A 15,133-nucleotide genomic window follows, 5' to 3' on the forward strand; every position below is an offset into this window, starting at 1 on the left:
TGAGATGGAATTAGAAGATGCATATCCAGGGGATGGCAAATACTACTGGAAGGACAAACAAACGCTGGTGGAGAAAGTAAGCGGTTTTCCACGAGATTGTGTACACGTTGGCAGTTCCGATTATCCTTCATCAGTTGAAACGTTCCTGTTTCCGGATGCAATAAATAACGAAATTAAACGGATCACCAAGAAATCTCCCTACGCAGAGTTTATGATGCTGAATGCGGGAGTCATTTTTTTGCTGTCCAAATATGGAAGGGTTTCCGAGGTTATTGCTGTAACTCCGCTAATGAATCAGTGGGATAAACCGGACGTTGATGTTGTCAAAAAGTTGCTTATCCCTGTATGTTTTCATTTAAAGCGGGAGATGACCTTTAAATCCTATATGGACGGTGTGAGAAAAACGCTGCAGCAGGCCCTGAATAGCCCGGATTCGGGTTTTCACCCTCTACCGGAGATGTCTCTGCCCGCCTTAGTCGTTCACCGGGATATCCATTATCTTGAAAAGTGGAAGGCGGACCTTTGCTTTTCCTTTTATTCGGATGATTGCGGCCGTATTGCATTGGATATCGAATTTCATCCCGGATATTACGATGCCGGTACTATTCGCCGTATCTTCGGTCAGTTAAATGTTTTTTTTGAGCAGGTCCTGAGCAATACCAATACGTTATTGAAGGATGTTCAACTGTTAACGAACCAAGAGCAGCAGCGGATAATAACCGAATATAATGAGACGGCGTCAGAATACCCGGAGGCCCATACCATCGACCAACTCTTTGAACGGGTTGCCGAGTGTTACCAAGACCGGGTTGCCATAACCTGCGACAGCAGCTCATTGACTTACAAAGAACTCGATCAGCTGGCAAATGTATACGCGCGGCAGCTTCGCAAGCTCAACCTTCCGCAGGAAACTATAGTTGGAGTGAAGCTGGATAAAAGCATTGATTTGGTGGCAGCTGCGTTAGGAATATTGAAATCGGGTGCAGCTTATCTGCCGATTGATCCGGAAATGCCGGCGGCGAGAATGAAGGAAATCATTGAAGACAGCCGGTCCCCTGTCATTATCACAAGCAGACGGTTCGCAGATACAGGGGGAGAATCAGGACAAGCAGCCGTCATCTATACCGAGGACTTGGCCCGCTTGAATGAAGAACCGGAGACCGCTTCTAAGCCAGCTGATCGGAATCCAGGGCAGTTGGCATATGTGATCTACACTTCAGGATCGACTGGCAGACCGAAGGGGGTCATGATTGAACATCGAAATGTGGCGGGGCTGCTGAGCAATAACAAAAGCCTGTTTGATTTCAATAATGATGATATATGGACCATGTTTCATTCCTTCAGCTTTGACTTCTCTGTATGGGAGATGTACGGCCCGCTTCTGAACGGAGGGCATCTGATCATTGTCCCCAAGGAGGTTGCCCGGGATACTCCCCGCTTTCGTAAGCTGCTTATAGAGAAGCGGGTAACCGTTCTGAATCAGACTCCGGGGGCTTTTCATACCTTGATTCGGGAAGATGAGAGCTATCATGATGCAGGTCTATCGCAATTGCGCTATGTCATATTCGGCGGGGAAGCGCTGAATCCCTCAATTCTCCGGGACTGGCATAACAAATATAAGGCAACCAAACTGATCAATATGTATGGCATAACGGAAACAACTGTTCATGTGACCTATAAAGAGATTACGGAAACGGAGATCTCGAAGGGACATTCCAATATAGGGAGGCCGCTTCCCACTTTATCTGCCTATGTTGTTGATGAAGACCTGCAGCTGGTGCCGGAAGGAATTCCGGGAGAGCTGCTGGTTGCCGGACTAGGAGTTGCCCGGGGATATTTAAACCGTGAAGAACTGACAGAGGACAAGTTCATTCCGGATCTCTTTCAACACGGATCGAGGGTGTACCGTTCAGGGGATTTGGTAAAATGGTCAAAAAGCAGCGAACTGCTCTATTTGGGCCGGATAGATCAGCAAGTGAAGATCAGAGGACACCGGATTGAGTTGGGAGAGATCGAGAACCAGTTGTTGAAGCTGGGCGGGGTGCGGAATGCAGTTGTCCTTGATATGAAGGACGGGGAAGACAGCAGGTACTTGCATGCTTTTTTTACCGGCAGTGATCAATTAACCCTTACGGATATCAGATCGCACTTAGGGCAGCAGCTCCCGGACTATATGCTTCCGGCTTTCTTCTCACGCATCAGGGAGATTCCTCTGACGAGTAACGGGAAGGTCAACAGAAAACAATTAATGGAGAATTCCCCAGTCTTAATGAGGGAACAGGGTGTGATCCAGCCCAGAACCGAAGCGGAGCGGATTATGGCCGGGGTGTGGCAGGATGTCCTTAAGGTGGCTGAGGTCGGTATAGACAACCACTTTTTCACGTTGGGCGGAGACTCGATCAAGGCTATACAAATTCTTTCTAAGTTAAGGCAAAAAAACTGGAAGGTGGAGTTAAAGCACTTCTTTCATTCTCCCACCATCCGGGAGATCAGTAACCACATGGAGCCGGCGGAGAAGCTGGACAACTATGACAGCGTTTCCGGCGAGGCTGCATTGTCACCTGTTCAGCAATGGTTTTTGGAGGAATGCTCCTTGGAGATCGCCAATCACTATAACCAAGGCATACTCTTAACCTCAGTCGAGCGGATGAGGGCAGTTTGTATAGAACAGGCTTTTTACAAACTGATGGAACATCACGATGCGTTGCGTAGTGTTCTTCGCGTCTATGAGCAAGGTACCGTTCAGCAAATCAGAGAACCCGGTGCTCGCCCTTTATTTGCCTTTGAAACGGTGGACCTGTCGCAGCTTGAACATGCAGAAGAGCGGATTACGGGACATTTGAATGGGAAACAAAGAGCCATGCGTCTGGTTGATGGCCCGTTGCTGCAGGTAGTGCATTTTCGCTGCAAAGACAAAGATTATGTAGCTGCTTTGATCCATCACTTTGTGGTTGATGGGGTTTCTTGGAGAATTATTCTGGAGGATTTCACTACCCTTTATAATCAGGCAATTGCAGGTGAGGGGCTGATTTTGTCTGGAAAAACTGATTCCTATGTGCAGTGGATTCAGCGGCTGAACAGGTATTTTGAATTGCCCGGAGCTGACAGGGAGAAGGATTACTGGACTGCAGTGGAGGAGCAGATCGAACCGTTCCTGCCAAGTAATCATGAAGGAAAGGGCTATTGCTTTCAGGATGTTGCCAGGGTTGAATTTGAGTTGTCTGCCGCCGAAACGGAAGCAATGATGAAGCTTGTCCATCACGCTTACAACACCGAAATCAACGACATCTTGCTGGCCGCGACCGCATTAACCCTGAAACAGTGCTTTAATGTAGACAAGGCTGCAGTGGATATGGAATCGCACGGCAGGAATCAGGAGCTGTTTGAAGAAGCGGATATCTCCAGAACAGTCGGCTGGTTTACAAGTATTTATCCGGTTGTATTAAGGGTCAAAGAACTCTCGGACGACTATTCCGAATATATCAAACTGGCGAAAGAAACCTTAAGAGCCGTTCCGAACAAAGGAATCGGAAGTATGCTGCTTGACTACGGGACCGGCAAAAGAGAACACAGAGCGCGAAAACCTCAAGTCAGCTTTAATTACTTGGGGAATTTTGACGTGTCTGATTATCAGGGGTTTCATTTCTCCGGCATCTCTATGGGGGAAATGGTCTCGCCTCGCTGGAAGCGAAAGCATGATCTCGACATTTCAGGTATCCATATCGGCGGAAAGCTCTCCATATCTATGACCTATAACAAGCATCAGCCTGGACAGGCAACCATGGAGCGGTTCGCCGATGTGATGAAGAACAATCTTTCGGGTATGATCGTCCATTGCATGGAAAGAAAGCAGCAAACCTTAACCCCAAGCGATCTTACCCTTCAAGGGTTGAATGAGCACAAGCTGGAACGGCTCTGCCGTTTTGCCGGGGGAATAAATGCTCAATTGGAAGATGTGTACCCGCTTACGCCGACGCAGAAAATGATCTTGTTTCATTCCATGCTCTATAAAGAGAAGAATTCGTATTTTAATCAGATGTCTTTTGATTTTGAAGGGTCCATACAGAATGACCTGGTTCAGGAAAGTCTGCTTGTTCTAATCAAGAGGTATCCGACCTTGAGATCAGTATTTACATTCCGTACTATCGAGGTTCCCGTTCAAATAGTGCTGAAAGAGACAGAGGTTCCTTTGGAAATAATTGAACTCTCAGGCATGGACGAGGAGAAACAGTCTGAATCCATTCAAGAGATTATCTGTAGCTCCAGAAATGCCAGATTTCACTTAAGCAGCTCCCCTCCTCTTCGGATTGTATTAGTGAAGCGAAGCAATACGAAGCATTTATTAATATGGAACTTTCATCATATTCTCCTGGACGGGTGGAGCTTAAGTATCATCATGAGGGAGTTTTTTGAAACCTATCAAGCCTTGTCGGTCCAAGATCCACCTCGGCTGAGGGAGCCCCGGCTGTTCCGCGACTACCTCCAATGGTTCCAGAAGTATAACAAGCGGGAGGAAGCGATTGCGTACTGGAGACATACGCTGGATGGTGCCACGGCTGGGACGCAGCTGTCGAAATTCAAAAAGGGAGGTGGGACCCGGCAGTATGTTCAAGAAGAGATTCAAACCTCTCTGGGGGAGGCCAGAACACAAGGTCTAAAACAGCTGGCCGAGCATTTAGGGGTAACGCAGAGTGCATTGTTTTTAACAGTATGGGGATTACTCCTCCAAGACATATGCGGGACGAATGAGGCATTATTTGGCCTGGTAATATCGGGAAGACCCACAGAGATCAGCGAAATTGACCAAATGGTGGGGATGTTCATTAATGCTGTGCCGGTACGAGTCAAAAATGTCTTAACATCCGGAGTGCCGGAAACAGCCGCTTCCGTTCAGGAGATTATCTTGTCATCCGAACAATTCGGTTGTCTTCCTCTCAGTGAGGTTCTTAGCAACGCAGGTATTGACAACATAATCATAGATCACATGATTATATATGAGAATTATCCGCGTTTGGAAGAGGTAGTTACCAAGGTGAAAAGCACCTTCCGCTTGGTAGGAATACACAGTTATGAGGAGACAAGCCACAACCTGAATATTGTTATTCTTCCGCAAGATGAATATCAGGTGAATTTTGTATACAACTCACTGGTTTATGCAAAGGAAACCATGGAAGGCCTGAAACAGCGACTGATTGAGAAGGTAGACATGGTCTTGGAGTCTTCGAAGACAATACAAGGAGGTTAAAGTCATGGGGGACGAACAGATGCTGCTGGAATTGAAAGCGATTCTGGAAGACTTGAACATTGAAGGCGTTGACAGTATCCAAGTGAACGACAGCTTGGCCGATTACGGATTAAACTCAGCCGGGCTGCTGAGATTGATCTTAGCTGTTGAAGAACAATTCGGATTTCAATTCAAAGATGAAGATTTCGATTCCGAGAACTTTGAAACGTTGGAAAGCTTGATTACCTATATTGCGCGTCGTAAGGAAGATTCCCATGAGTGAAATAAGTGTACGGAAAATCGGTGTGATTGGCGCAGGAGTTATGGGAAGAGGCGTTGCACAAACTTTTGCACAGAATGGTTATGGAGTTATTCTGATTGATATCTCTGAAGAAATACTGGCCAAAGCGAAGGAAGAAATCAGCAACAGCCTCCGCCTGTATACTATGTTCCATCCTGACAAGCTCACAGTAAAGCCTGAAGAGGCATTGAGCCAAATCGAATTTACAACATCCTATAATCACTTGGCAGACGTTACATTTGTTATAGAGAATGTGTCGGAGAAATGGGAGGTAAAGGAGCAGGTATATGCTACTTTATCGCGGACAGTCAGACAGGATTGCATTCTTGCTGTAAATACATCCTGTATTTCAATAACCCGGATCGGAGCATTGACCAAGCAGCCAGAGCGTGTCATCGGCACGCATTTTATGAATCCAGTTCCCCTCATCCAAACGATAGAGGTAATAAGAGGATTCTACACCTCCGATGAGACCATAGAGAAGACGAAGGACGTTCTCTCCTCTATTGATAAGGACTGTGTGATTGTTCAGGATTCACCGGGTTTTGTGTCGAACCGTATCTCTCATCTGCTGATGAATGAAGCGGCATTTGTTGTCCAGGATCAGGTTGCGTCTGCGCATGATGTGGATGAAATATTCAAGAGATGTTATGGACATAAGATGGGGCCGTTGGAGACTGCCGACCTGATCGGCCTCGATACGGTAGTGGATTCGCTGGAAGTGCTCTATCAGGATTTTCAGGATCCGAAGTATCGCTGCTGTCCGCTGCTAAAGAGAATGGTCAGTGCAGGGCTGACCGGGAAGAAATCGGGCCAGGGTTTCTTTATATACTAAAAAAAGCGAGGTTATAACACATGGAACAGATCAAGGAAAAAACAAAAGGTTTTTTAAGCAAGTTTTATAGAAAAAGAGAAATATCTGATAGCGAAGATATTTTTGCGCTGGGCTTTGTAAACTCACTCTTTGCAATGCAGCTGGTTATGTTCATGGAGAAAGAGTTTTCCATCCGGGTTGAAAACAATGACCTGGACATGAATAATTTCAGATCCATTGAGAGCATTGCGCAGTTCGTAGAACAGAAAAAGGCTGTTTGATCAATTTTAAATATACAGGGAGGCCTTGAAATGGAATTTACACCTTCTCAATTGAAATGGCAGGAATCCTTCAGTCTGTTTGTCGATCGTGAGCTGATTCCGGTTGCGGAACAGAATGACCGAGAGGAAAAGATCTCAGCGGAGCTGCTGCAAAAGGTTGCAGATGCGGGATATCTGGGGTCTATGCTGCCTCAAGATTACGGCGGCCTGGGGCTGGATATGGTTACAGTTGGCTTATTAAATGAGGAGATCGGCAGAGGCTGTTCCAGTGTAAGAAGCCTGTTGACGGTTCAAGGGATGGTTGCACTCGCTATTTTAAAATGGGGTACGCCGGAACAAAGGGACAAGTGGCTTCGAAAATTAGCCCGGGGAGAGGTTATTGGAGCCTTTTCCCTTACTGAGCCTACTGTTGGAAGCGATGCAAAAAATATTACCATGTCTGCAACGCTGGAGCAGGATGAATACGTTTTAAACGGAACGAAGAAATGGACGACCATGGGGCAAATCGCCGACCTTTTTTTGGTTTTTGCCCAGGTCGAGGGATTACCCACTGCCTTCCTCGTTGAAAGAGATAACATTGGCCTGGAGATAAAGCCGATTGAGGGTTTGTTGGGAGCAAGAGCTTCAATGATAGCCGAAATAGACTTTAAGAACTGCAGAATCCCGAAGGGAAATCTTGTAGGCAGCTTGGGCACGGGGTTATCCCACGTAGCTCTTGCTTCGCTGGACTATGGGCGGTTTACAATAGCATGGGGATGCGTCGGACTTGGCCAAGCCTGTCTGAATGCAAGCTTAAAATACGCCAGAAAACGGAAGCAGTTCGGTGCATCGCTCAGACAACATCAGTTGATTCAAAAAATGATTACCGGCATGGTAACGAACATCAAAGCGGCGAGAGCTTTATGCCATCATGCCGCTAGCTTAAAAGAAGCGGGAGAGCCAGATTCAATCATGGAAACATGGGTGGCAAAATATTTTGCTTCAACCATGGTATCCAAAGTCGCCAGCGATGCTATTCAAATCCACGGAGCCAACGGCTTCAGCAGAGAGTATCATGTGGAGCGTTTTTACAGGGACTCTAAGGTCAATGAGATTATCGAAGGCACAAACGAAATGCATGAGATTTTGATTGCAACATATGCCTTTCGGAATATCTGAAGAATAGATTAGAAACGGGGCGACGAGCGAAATGAGTATTGCAGGTGCAGCACACAAAACGCTGAAAATGAAATGTGTCGTTTGGGATTTGGATCATACCCTGTGGGATGGCGTACTGCTGGAAGGTTTCGGAGTTACGGTCAAGGACAATGTCAGCGAGATCATACGTACATTGGATGAACGGGGAATACTGCAGTCGGTCGCCAGTAAAAACAATCATGCGGATGCGGAACAAAAGCTAAGAGATTTGGGCCTTTACGAGTATTTCTTGTACCCGCAGATCAATTGGAATAATAAATCGGATTCCATCGGCACAATTGCAAAATCCTTAAATATCAGTCTGGACAGTATAGCCTTTATAGATGACCAGCCTTTTGAATTGGATGAAGTACAGTTTGTTCATCCTGATGTTTTCTGCATTCTAGCGGAAGGGCTGGACGGTCTGCTTGATCTACCAGAGCTGCACCCTGTCTTTATTACGGAAGATTCCAAGATTAGACGGAAAATGTATCAGGATGATATTGAACGTAAGCTGGTGGAAGAACGCTTTGAGGGAGCCCAGGAGGATTTTTTGGCTTCCTTGGATATGGAGTTCACAATATCTTCCGCAACCGAAACAGATTTACAGCGAGTCGAGGAGCTGACTGTCCGCACACACCAGCTTAATACTACCGGGTATACCTATTCATATGAGGAGCTAAGAGAGTTTATCAAATCGGACAGCCACAGGCTGATTATATCCGGTCTCAGCGACAAATACGGCACATATGGAAAAATCGGTATTGTCCTGCTGGAATGTCAGGACAAGGTGTGGAATATTAAGCTGCTGCTGATGTCTTGCCGTGTCATGTCGCGCGGTGTCGGCAGCATAATGTTAACCTATCTGATGCAGGAAGCTGCCAACGCCGGAGTGAAGCTGCGGGCAGAGTTTATTTCCAATGACCGGAACAGGCCTATGCTGATTACCTATAAATTTGCCGGGTTCCAAGAAGTTGAACAACAAGGGAATTGTACAATTATGGAGCGGAATACGGATCAAATTCCTCAGCTACCCGATTATGTAAGCATTATCATCAATGATTAACCAATGACGAAGGAGCTGCAATAAATGAATAACAAGCTGGCGTTTGTTTTTCCGGGACAAGGATCGCAATTTGTCGGTATGACCAAAACACTCTGTGATGACTATTCAGTAGCGAGGGAAGTATTCGAGGAAGCGAATGATATCCTGGGGTTTAATATTAAAAAACTTTGCTTTGAAGGGCCTGTCTTGGAGCTGAATGCCATTGAGAACATGTTGCCTGCTTTATTGACGGCAAGCTATGCCATCTTCAGGGCCTTTATGGATAAGGTCGGACTTGAACCAAGGTATTTGGCCGGTCACAGTTTGGGAGAATACTCAGCTTTGGTTGCTTCGGGAGGGCTTCGGTTTGCCGATGCCCTCCGGCTTGTCCGGTTAAGGGGTTCACTGGCGATGAATGTCAAGGATACACATCCAAGCTGGATGACGGTGGTGAACGGACTAGATTCAGCCCGGGTGGAAGCAGTATGCAATTGCCTGTCCCGGTTGGGACATACCGTCTCTATTGCTTGTTTCAATCTCAAAGACCAGCAGGTGATTGCCGGCAGTGAACAGGCTATCACGGATGCGGAGAATGAACTGCTTGAACTTGCCGACGACGTGCAGATTACACCGTTGTTTTCGAGTCCTCCCTTTCACAGCGGGTTGTTGAAGGATGTCTCGGATCAATTGAGAGCAGAAATATCAAAAATTACACTGAACGACGTAAAGTGGCCTGTCATTTCAAATGTTACCGGAATGCCATATACAACCTCAGAGCAAATCATCACCAATCTGACCGAGCAGCTGTACAAGCCGGTTCAATGGGACAAGACGATGGAATACTTGTCTGGACAAGGCACAGATTTGTATATTGAGATGGGACCGCAATCCATCATGACCAATGTCATTAGGGCAACCTGCAGCAACGTACAGGCTTACTCCTTTGGTCAGATTGACGACCGCAACTCCGTAATGGATAAATTTCAGACTCATCATGTCAACACTCCAGAGGACAATCAGTTTACGGTGATTACCCGTTGCCTAGCAATCGCGGTTTGTACAAAAAATAATAATGACAACAACGAAGAATACGAAACCGGCGTAATTATGCCTTACGAGAAAATACAAGCCCTTCAGGATCAACTGGAGAAAGAGCAGAGTATGCCGACGAAGGAACACATGGAAGAAGCGCTTGCGATGCTGATGAGTGTATTTGAAACTAAACGTACTCCCGCGGAACTTAGAGTAAAGCGGTTTGATCAAATTTTTGAAGAGACCGGTACAAAAGCCTTGTTCGCCGATTTTATTTACCATTAAGTCTGGTTTAGTGCAGGAGGGAAGCATCTTTGGATGAATAAATCTGACAAATACAATCAAGAGAGCATAGCGATTATCGGAATCGCTATGCAAGTGCCTGGAGCCGGCAGTCTGGAAGAATTGTGGGGAGTTATTACAGAGGGGAAGGAGTGCATCTCTGACCTGCCTTTGGCCCGGAAGCGTGATATTGAAGCTTACCGGGATTATTCCGCGGGATATGATCATGAGCTTAGGTACAATAAGGGCGGTTTTTTGCAAAATATAGACCAGTTTGACAACAGTCATTTTCGGATCTCACCCAAAGAATCCTCGGTGATGGACCCCACCCACCGGATGTTCTTGGAGTCTTGCTGGGAAGCAATTGAGGACGCAGGTTATGCCGTACAACGATTGGCAGGAACCGATACGGGGGTTTATGCGGGAGTCCGTTTGAATCATTCCGCCTATGCAACGATTGCAAAAGAAGTTGATCCGGAGGGGTATGGAAATTTCTTGACGGGGAACGCAACGGCTATAGTAGCTAATAGAGTGAGTTATCTGCTCAATCTCACAGGGCCTTCCATGACCCTAGACACCGCTTGCTCTTCCTCTTTGGTCGGCCTCCATCTGGCATGCCAAGCTATCCGTTCAGGCGACTGCAGCATGGCTCTCGTCGGTGGAGCTTATATCATGCCTGATCCGATACAGAGTGATGTAAAGATTGGAATTGAGTCGGAATTCAACAAGACGAAGACATTCGATGCCTCAGCGGACGGTACCGTTGAGAGCGAAGGTGTAATTACGCTTCTATTGAAGAGCTACAATCAGGCGAAGGAAGACAGGGACCATATCTATGCCCTGATCAGGGGCAGTGCGGTTAACCAGGACGGTAAAACCATCGGCCTGACATCTCCCAGTGCGGAGGCACAGGGCAATGTCATCAGAAAGGCGTGGAAGAATGCGGATATTGATCCAGAGACCATTACCTATATCGAAGCGCATGGTACTGGGACCAAAATCGGGGATCCGATTGAAGTTTTAGGAATCAGAAAAGCATTTGAAGCGTATACCTCGAAAAAACAGTTCTGTGCCATCGGCTCAGTCAAAACGAATCTGGGCCATTTAAATTGTGTCTCCGGTTTGGCGGGACTGATCAAGGTTATATTGGCTATGCAGTATAAAGTGATACCCAAGCAAATAAATTTTCTGCAACCGAATAAGAGAATCCGGTTTATTGATTCTCCTCTCTATGTCAGCGACAGGAACGAGCCCTGGAATGCTGTGCCTAGAAGAAGTGGGATCAGTTCTTTTGGAATTGGCGGAACCAACTGTCATATTGTTGTGGAGGAGGAGCCCTCCGTTCCACCTCGCGAGGAGGAACTGCCCGATGTTCTCTGTCTTTCCGCAAAAAGTAGGAAATCTTTGATTGAGCTAATGAAGCAATATGAACAACACCTTCGAACCCATTTAGACTTATTGAATATCCAAGATCTCTGTTTTACAGCTAACAACGGCAGAACGCATTACAAACACAGACTATCCATGCTTATTAAGAGCAAAGAAGATCTGCTGTCAAAGCTGGAACAATTGAACTGCATGGATGATTCTTTGTGGATTCAGGAACCGGATATATATATTGGCGGTGAGGAAGCCTTCACACAGCAGGCGTTGTCTTGCAGCGAAGAGGCCCCCCTGCCGCTTCAGACTATTGCGCAGCGCTATGCTGCTGGTATGACGATTGATTTCTCCGCCCTATATAGAGGCCAGAGCAGGCATAGGGTCAGAATTCCGGTTACCCCCTTTGAACGGAAGCGGTGCTGGATCCAAATACCGGAACATAGCCGGGTTGGGAAGTGTTTTGAAATGCAGGATGGCTATGAGGTGGTCTGGAAGGAGGATCTGAGCCCGAACCGGCCGGCTGCTGCCCGTAATGATGTAGTCACCATAGTGTTGGGCGGAGGCGGAGAGCGGGAGAGGGCGATTCTAGCATCATTGCAGGCAGATACCGAGAATGTAATTCCTGTGACGATAACGGATTATTGCGCCAAGGAGGGGGAAAGGTTCTTCATCACAGGTGATAGAACGGGGTATCAATGGCTGTTCAGACAAATCGGCATAAGCGGGAAAGTACAATTGGTTCATATGACTTCCGTGGGCTCAGTCAACGCTGCGGATGATTATATGGAACTGGGAACATCCATGATAGACCCGGTTATCAATCTGCTTACACTGATTAGAACGTTTCAGATGAATCAAATCCAAGAGGCCGAATTGGTCATTGTTACCCGGTATGCCTATCTGGTGAATCAAACAGACCTGGTACAACCTGTGAATGCGGCCTTGCACGGGTTTGCCAAGTCATTTCATTGGGAATTTCCCCAGGTGGGCTGCAAATGCATTGATATAGACGATGCCACTGAGCTTTCCGTTATCACGCGTGAAGTGCTCTGCCAGTCACCTTATTTCATAACGGCTCTCCGTGCTGGAAGAAGATATTATGAAGAGCTGAACCCAATGTCCGAGACTACCGTCCATGCTGAATTACGCAATGTGGGGATAAAGGAAAACGGGCTGTATCTGATAACCGGGGGATTTGGCGGGATCGGGCTGGAACTGGCCAAGTATCTGAGCGGTAAAAAGAAAGTCCGGCTTATTCTTCTCGGTCGTTCCAGACTTCCCGATACGGATGCCCGAAAGATGGACATGATTAAGCAGATGGAGAACTCCGGCAGTACAATTATCCATTATGCTGCGGATATTGCGGATTTTGACCGGATGAAGCAAATAATGGAGGAGATCAGGGTGATACATGGCCCGTTGAATGGCATTGTTCATTGTGCCGGAAACGGGATGGTCAAAGAAATCCATGAGTTGTCGGAAGACAGCCTTAGGGGAATCCTGCGTCCTAAGGTGCAGGGCACTTGGATATTGGACCGGCTGACATGTAACGAACCGCCTGACTTTATCTGTCTATTCTCTTCGGCCATGACCCTGATCGGAGGATACGGGGCTGCCGGTTACACAGCAGCTAACAGTTACATGAACAGTTACGCGAGTATGCGCTGCAGCGCATCGACTCCGTTTATTAACATCAGGTGGCCTGAATGGACGGATACCGGGCTGGCAGAATGCAAGCAAACCAATCTGCGCAAAGAATTATTTGAGCCACTGTTACTGGAGAGGGCCATACGTTATTTTGACTGGGTGCTGCACCATAATGTCCACGATTTGATCCCGGGCAGGATAAATTGGGGATGTGAGTTGTATGAAATCTCTGAACAATTGCCGATCCGTTTTTCGGAATCCGTCAACGAGGAGTTTCATAAACGGCAACAGCTCAGGCCGGATGCAGACAGTCGTATTCAGGTGAACAATAAGACCGCAACACGGACAATTGAACAGAAGATCGGAAGTCTGATTGGAGAGCTCTTATCTTATGAGCATGTGGATTATAACCAGAACTTCTTTGAGTTGGGTGTTGATTCTATCATTGCGGCCAAAATTATCAACCGAATCCAGAATCAGCTGAACTGTAGCTTGGAGGTAGCGGATATCTTCAGATATCCAACCGTCCATCAGTTATCCGGACATTTGGAGACATTGTGGCAACAATTATCCATGTTAAAGGCGATTGTTCCAGCCAAGGAACAGAAATATTATCCGGTGTCGGCTGCACAAAAAAGAATATTTCTTTTGCAAAGCATCAGCAGAAATAACACGGCTTACAATATGCTGGATGCCTTCAGGATAGATGGCGATCTGGACCGCCAAAGATTGGAGAAGGCCTTTCTTTCTTTGATTCATAGGCATGAGACCCTTCGAACGTATTTCTTAGTTGAGGGAGCAGAGGTTGTACAGAAAGTATCCAGCGAGTGCAGCTTTAGGCTTGAATGGGCGGATCTCTCCCAGGATACCAGCATGGAGGTTGAGGCTTGTATTCGCCCCTTCATCAGCTGTTTTAATTTAGGCACTTCTCCGCTGATACGGGCGAAGCTTATCAAGTTGCAGCAGAACGAGCATTTGCTGCTTATTGATATCCATCATATTGTTACCGACGGAACCTCCCGGGGAATTATTCTGGGTGAATTGGGAGACGGCTACGAAGAAAGAACGCTGCCTCCATTGGAGCTGCAATACAAAGACTATTCCACCTGGCAGAGCGAGATGCAAAAGGAAGGGTACTTCAAGAGGCAAACCGAGTACTGGCTCCGCCGGTATCAAACACTGGCTCCGCCTTTGGAACTTCCGACGGACTATGTAAGAACATCATATGTAGGTTTCGAAGGACGTATGTTTTCTATCGAGGTAGACCGGAAGACGACGGATCGGCTGAGAAGCTTCGCTGCGGAGAAAGAATGTACTCTCTATATGGTGTTACTGTCTGTCTACTATGTGCTGCTAAACAAATTCTCCGGACAAGAGGATATTGTGGTGGGATTTCCTATTGAAGGAAGAACGCAAATGGGGACGGAAAAGATCATTGGTTTATTTGTCAACACCCTGGCGCTAAGAAACTATCCTGTTCCCTGCAAGAGCTTTCTGGATTTTCTGTTTGAGGTAAAAACGAGTCTTTTGGAAGCTTATGATAATCAGGAGCTTCCATTCGATGAGTTGGTTAACGCCTTGGGAATACAGCGGGATACCAATCGCAACCCGTTATACGACACCTTGTTCGTACTGCAAAATTCTACTAAGATCCAGGGGCAGTTCCAGGATGTGAGGCTGGTCCCTTATTCCATTGACCAGACTGCTTCCAAAATGGACTTGGAGGTTGAAGTTACGGAAACTTCCGCGCAGCTGCGGATTAATTTTACTTACAAAACGGCTCTTTATAAAGAGGAGACGATCCGCAGCATAGCCGATGAGTACAACAAGCTGATTGAATTAACCCTGAACGACCCTTCCATGGATATCGGGAGCCTAACCTCCCGTGCTGTAGAGCAAAAGCCGCTGGCAGACAGCTGGGATTTCAATTTTGAACTTGAACTGGACTAAA

General features: G+C 46.8%; 8 protein-coding genes. All 8 read left to right on the forward strand.

Features of this window, described 5'->3' with window-relative positions; genetic code table 11:
* Window positions 1–4: 4 nt before the first annotated feature.
* From NST69_RS05675 to NST69_RS05710, 8 genes are read left to right on the forward strand one after another with little or no spacing between them, the layout of a single operon-like run.
* Window positions 5–5,245, forward strand: coding sequence for an amino acid adenylation domain-containing protein (locus tag NST69_RS05675; RefSeq protein ID WP_342548714.1), 5,241 nt, complete (start codon window positions 5–7; stop codon window positions 5,243–5,245).
* A gap of 4 nt (window positions 5,246–5,249) precedes the next feature.
* On the forward strand, window positions 5,250–5,507 hold the full coding sequence (locus tag NST69_RS05680) for an acyl carrier protein (RefSeq protein ID WP_051478215.1): 258 nt from the start codon (window positions 5,250–5,252) through the stop codon (window positions 5,505–5,507).
* On the forward strand, window positions 5,500–6,360 hold the full coding sequence (locus NST69_RS05685) for a 3-hydroxyacyl-CoA dehydrogenase family protein (protein WP_036727801.1): 861 nt from the start codon (window positions 5,500–5,502) through the stop codon (window positions 6,358–6,360). The genes NST69_RS05680 and NST69_RS05685 overlap by 8 nt, the downstream gene beginning before the upstream one ends.
* Before the next feature lie 20 nt (window positions 6,361–6,380).
* Window positions 6,381–6,620, forward strand: coding sequence for a phosphopantetheine-binding protein (locus NST69_RS05690; protein ID WP_036727803.1), 240 nt, complete (start codon window positions 6,381–6,383; stop codon window positions 6,618–6,620).
* 30 nt (window positions 6,621–6,650) lie between these two features.
* Window positions 6,651–7,778 carry an acyl-CoA dehydrogenase family protein gene (locus NST69_RS05695; RefSeq protein WP_036727805.1) on the forward strand — a complete coding sequence of 376 codons (1,128 nt, stop codon included), beginning with the start codon at window positions 6,651–6,653 and terminating at the stop codon, window positions 7,776–7,778.
* Window positions 7,779–7,809: 31 nt separating this feature from the next.
* The gene (locus NST69_RS05700) at window positions 7,810–8,862 is read left to right on the forward strand and encodes an HAD-IIIC family phosphatase (RefSeq protein WP_036727807.1); all 1,053 of its coding nucleotides are present in this window, start codon (window positions 7,810–7,812) and stop codon (window positions 8,860–8,862) included.
* A gap of 24 nt (window positions 8,863–8,886) precedes the next feature.
* Window positions 8,887–10,158 (forward strand): ACP S-malonyltransferase, encoded by a 1,272-nt coding sequence (fabD, locus tag NST69_RS05705; RefSeq protein ID WP_340955274.1) that lies wholly within the window; start codon window positions 8,887–8,889, stop codon window positions 10,156–10,158.
* Window positions 10,159–10,191: 33 nt separating this feature from the next.
* Window positions 10,192–15,132, forward strand: coding sequence for an SDR family NAD(P)-dependent oxidoreductase (locus tag NST69_RS05710; protein ID WP_342548716.1), 4,941 nt, complete (start codon window positions 10,192–10,194; stop codon window positions 15,130–15,132).
* Window position 15,133 lies beyond the last annotated feature (1 nt).

The organism is Paenibacillus sp. FSL P2-0089, assembly GCF_038595095.1.
Taxonomy (GTDB): domain Bacteria; phylum Bacillota; class Bacilli; order Paenibacillales; family Paenibacillaceae; genus Paenibacillus_AQ; species Paenibacillus_AQ silagei.

Bases quoted from the DNA above. Each gene is read 5' to 3' on its own strand.
- NST69_RS05675 (WP_342548714.1), top strand. From the start codon at position 5: ATGGAATTAGAAGATGCATATCCAGGGGATGGCAAATACTACTGGAAG.
- NST69_RS05680 (WP_051478215.1), top strand. From the start codon at position 5,250: ATGGGGGACGAACAGATGCTGCTGGAATTGAAAGCGATTCTGGAAGAC.
- NST69_RS05685 (WP_036727801.1), top strand. From the start codon at position 5,500: ATGAGTGAAATAAGTGTACGGAAAATCGGTGTGATTGGCGCAGGAGTT.
- NST69_RS05690 (WP_036727803.1), top strand. From the start codon at position 6,381: ATGGAACAGATCAAGGAAAAAACAAAAGGTTTTTTAAGCAAGTTTTAT.
- NST69_RS05695 (WP_036727805.1), top strand. From the start codon at position 6,651: ATGGAATTTACACCTTCTCAATTGAAATGGCAGGAATCCTTCAGTCTG.
- NST69_RS05700 (WP_036727807.1), top strand. From the start codon at position 7,810: ATGAGTATTGCAGGTGCAGCACACAAAACGCTGAAAATGAAATGTGTC.
- fabD (WP_340955274.1), top strand. From the start codon at position 8,887: ATGAATAACAAGCTGGCGTTTGTTTTTCCGGGACAAGGATCGCAATTT.
- NST69_RS05710 (WP_342548716.1), top strand. From the start codon at position 10,192: ATGAATAAATCTGACAAATACAATCAAGAGAGCATAGCGATTATCGGA.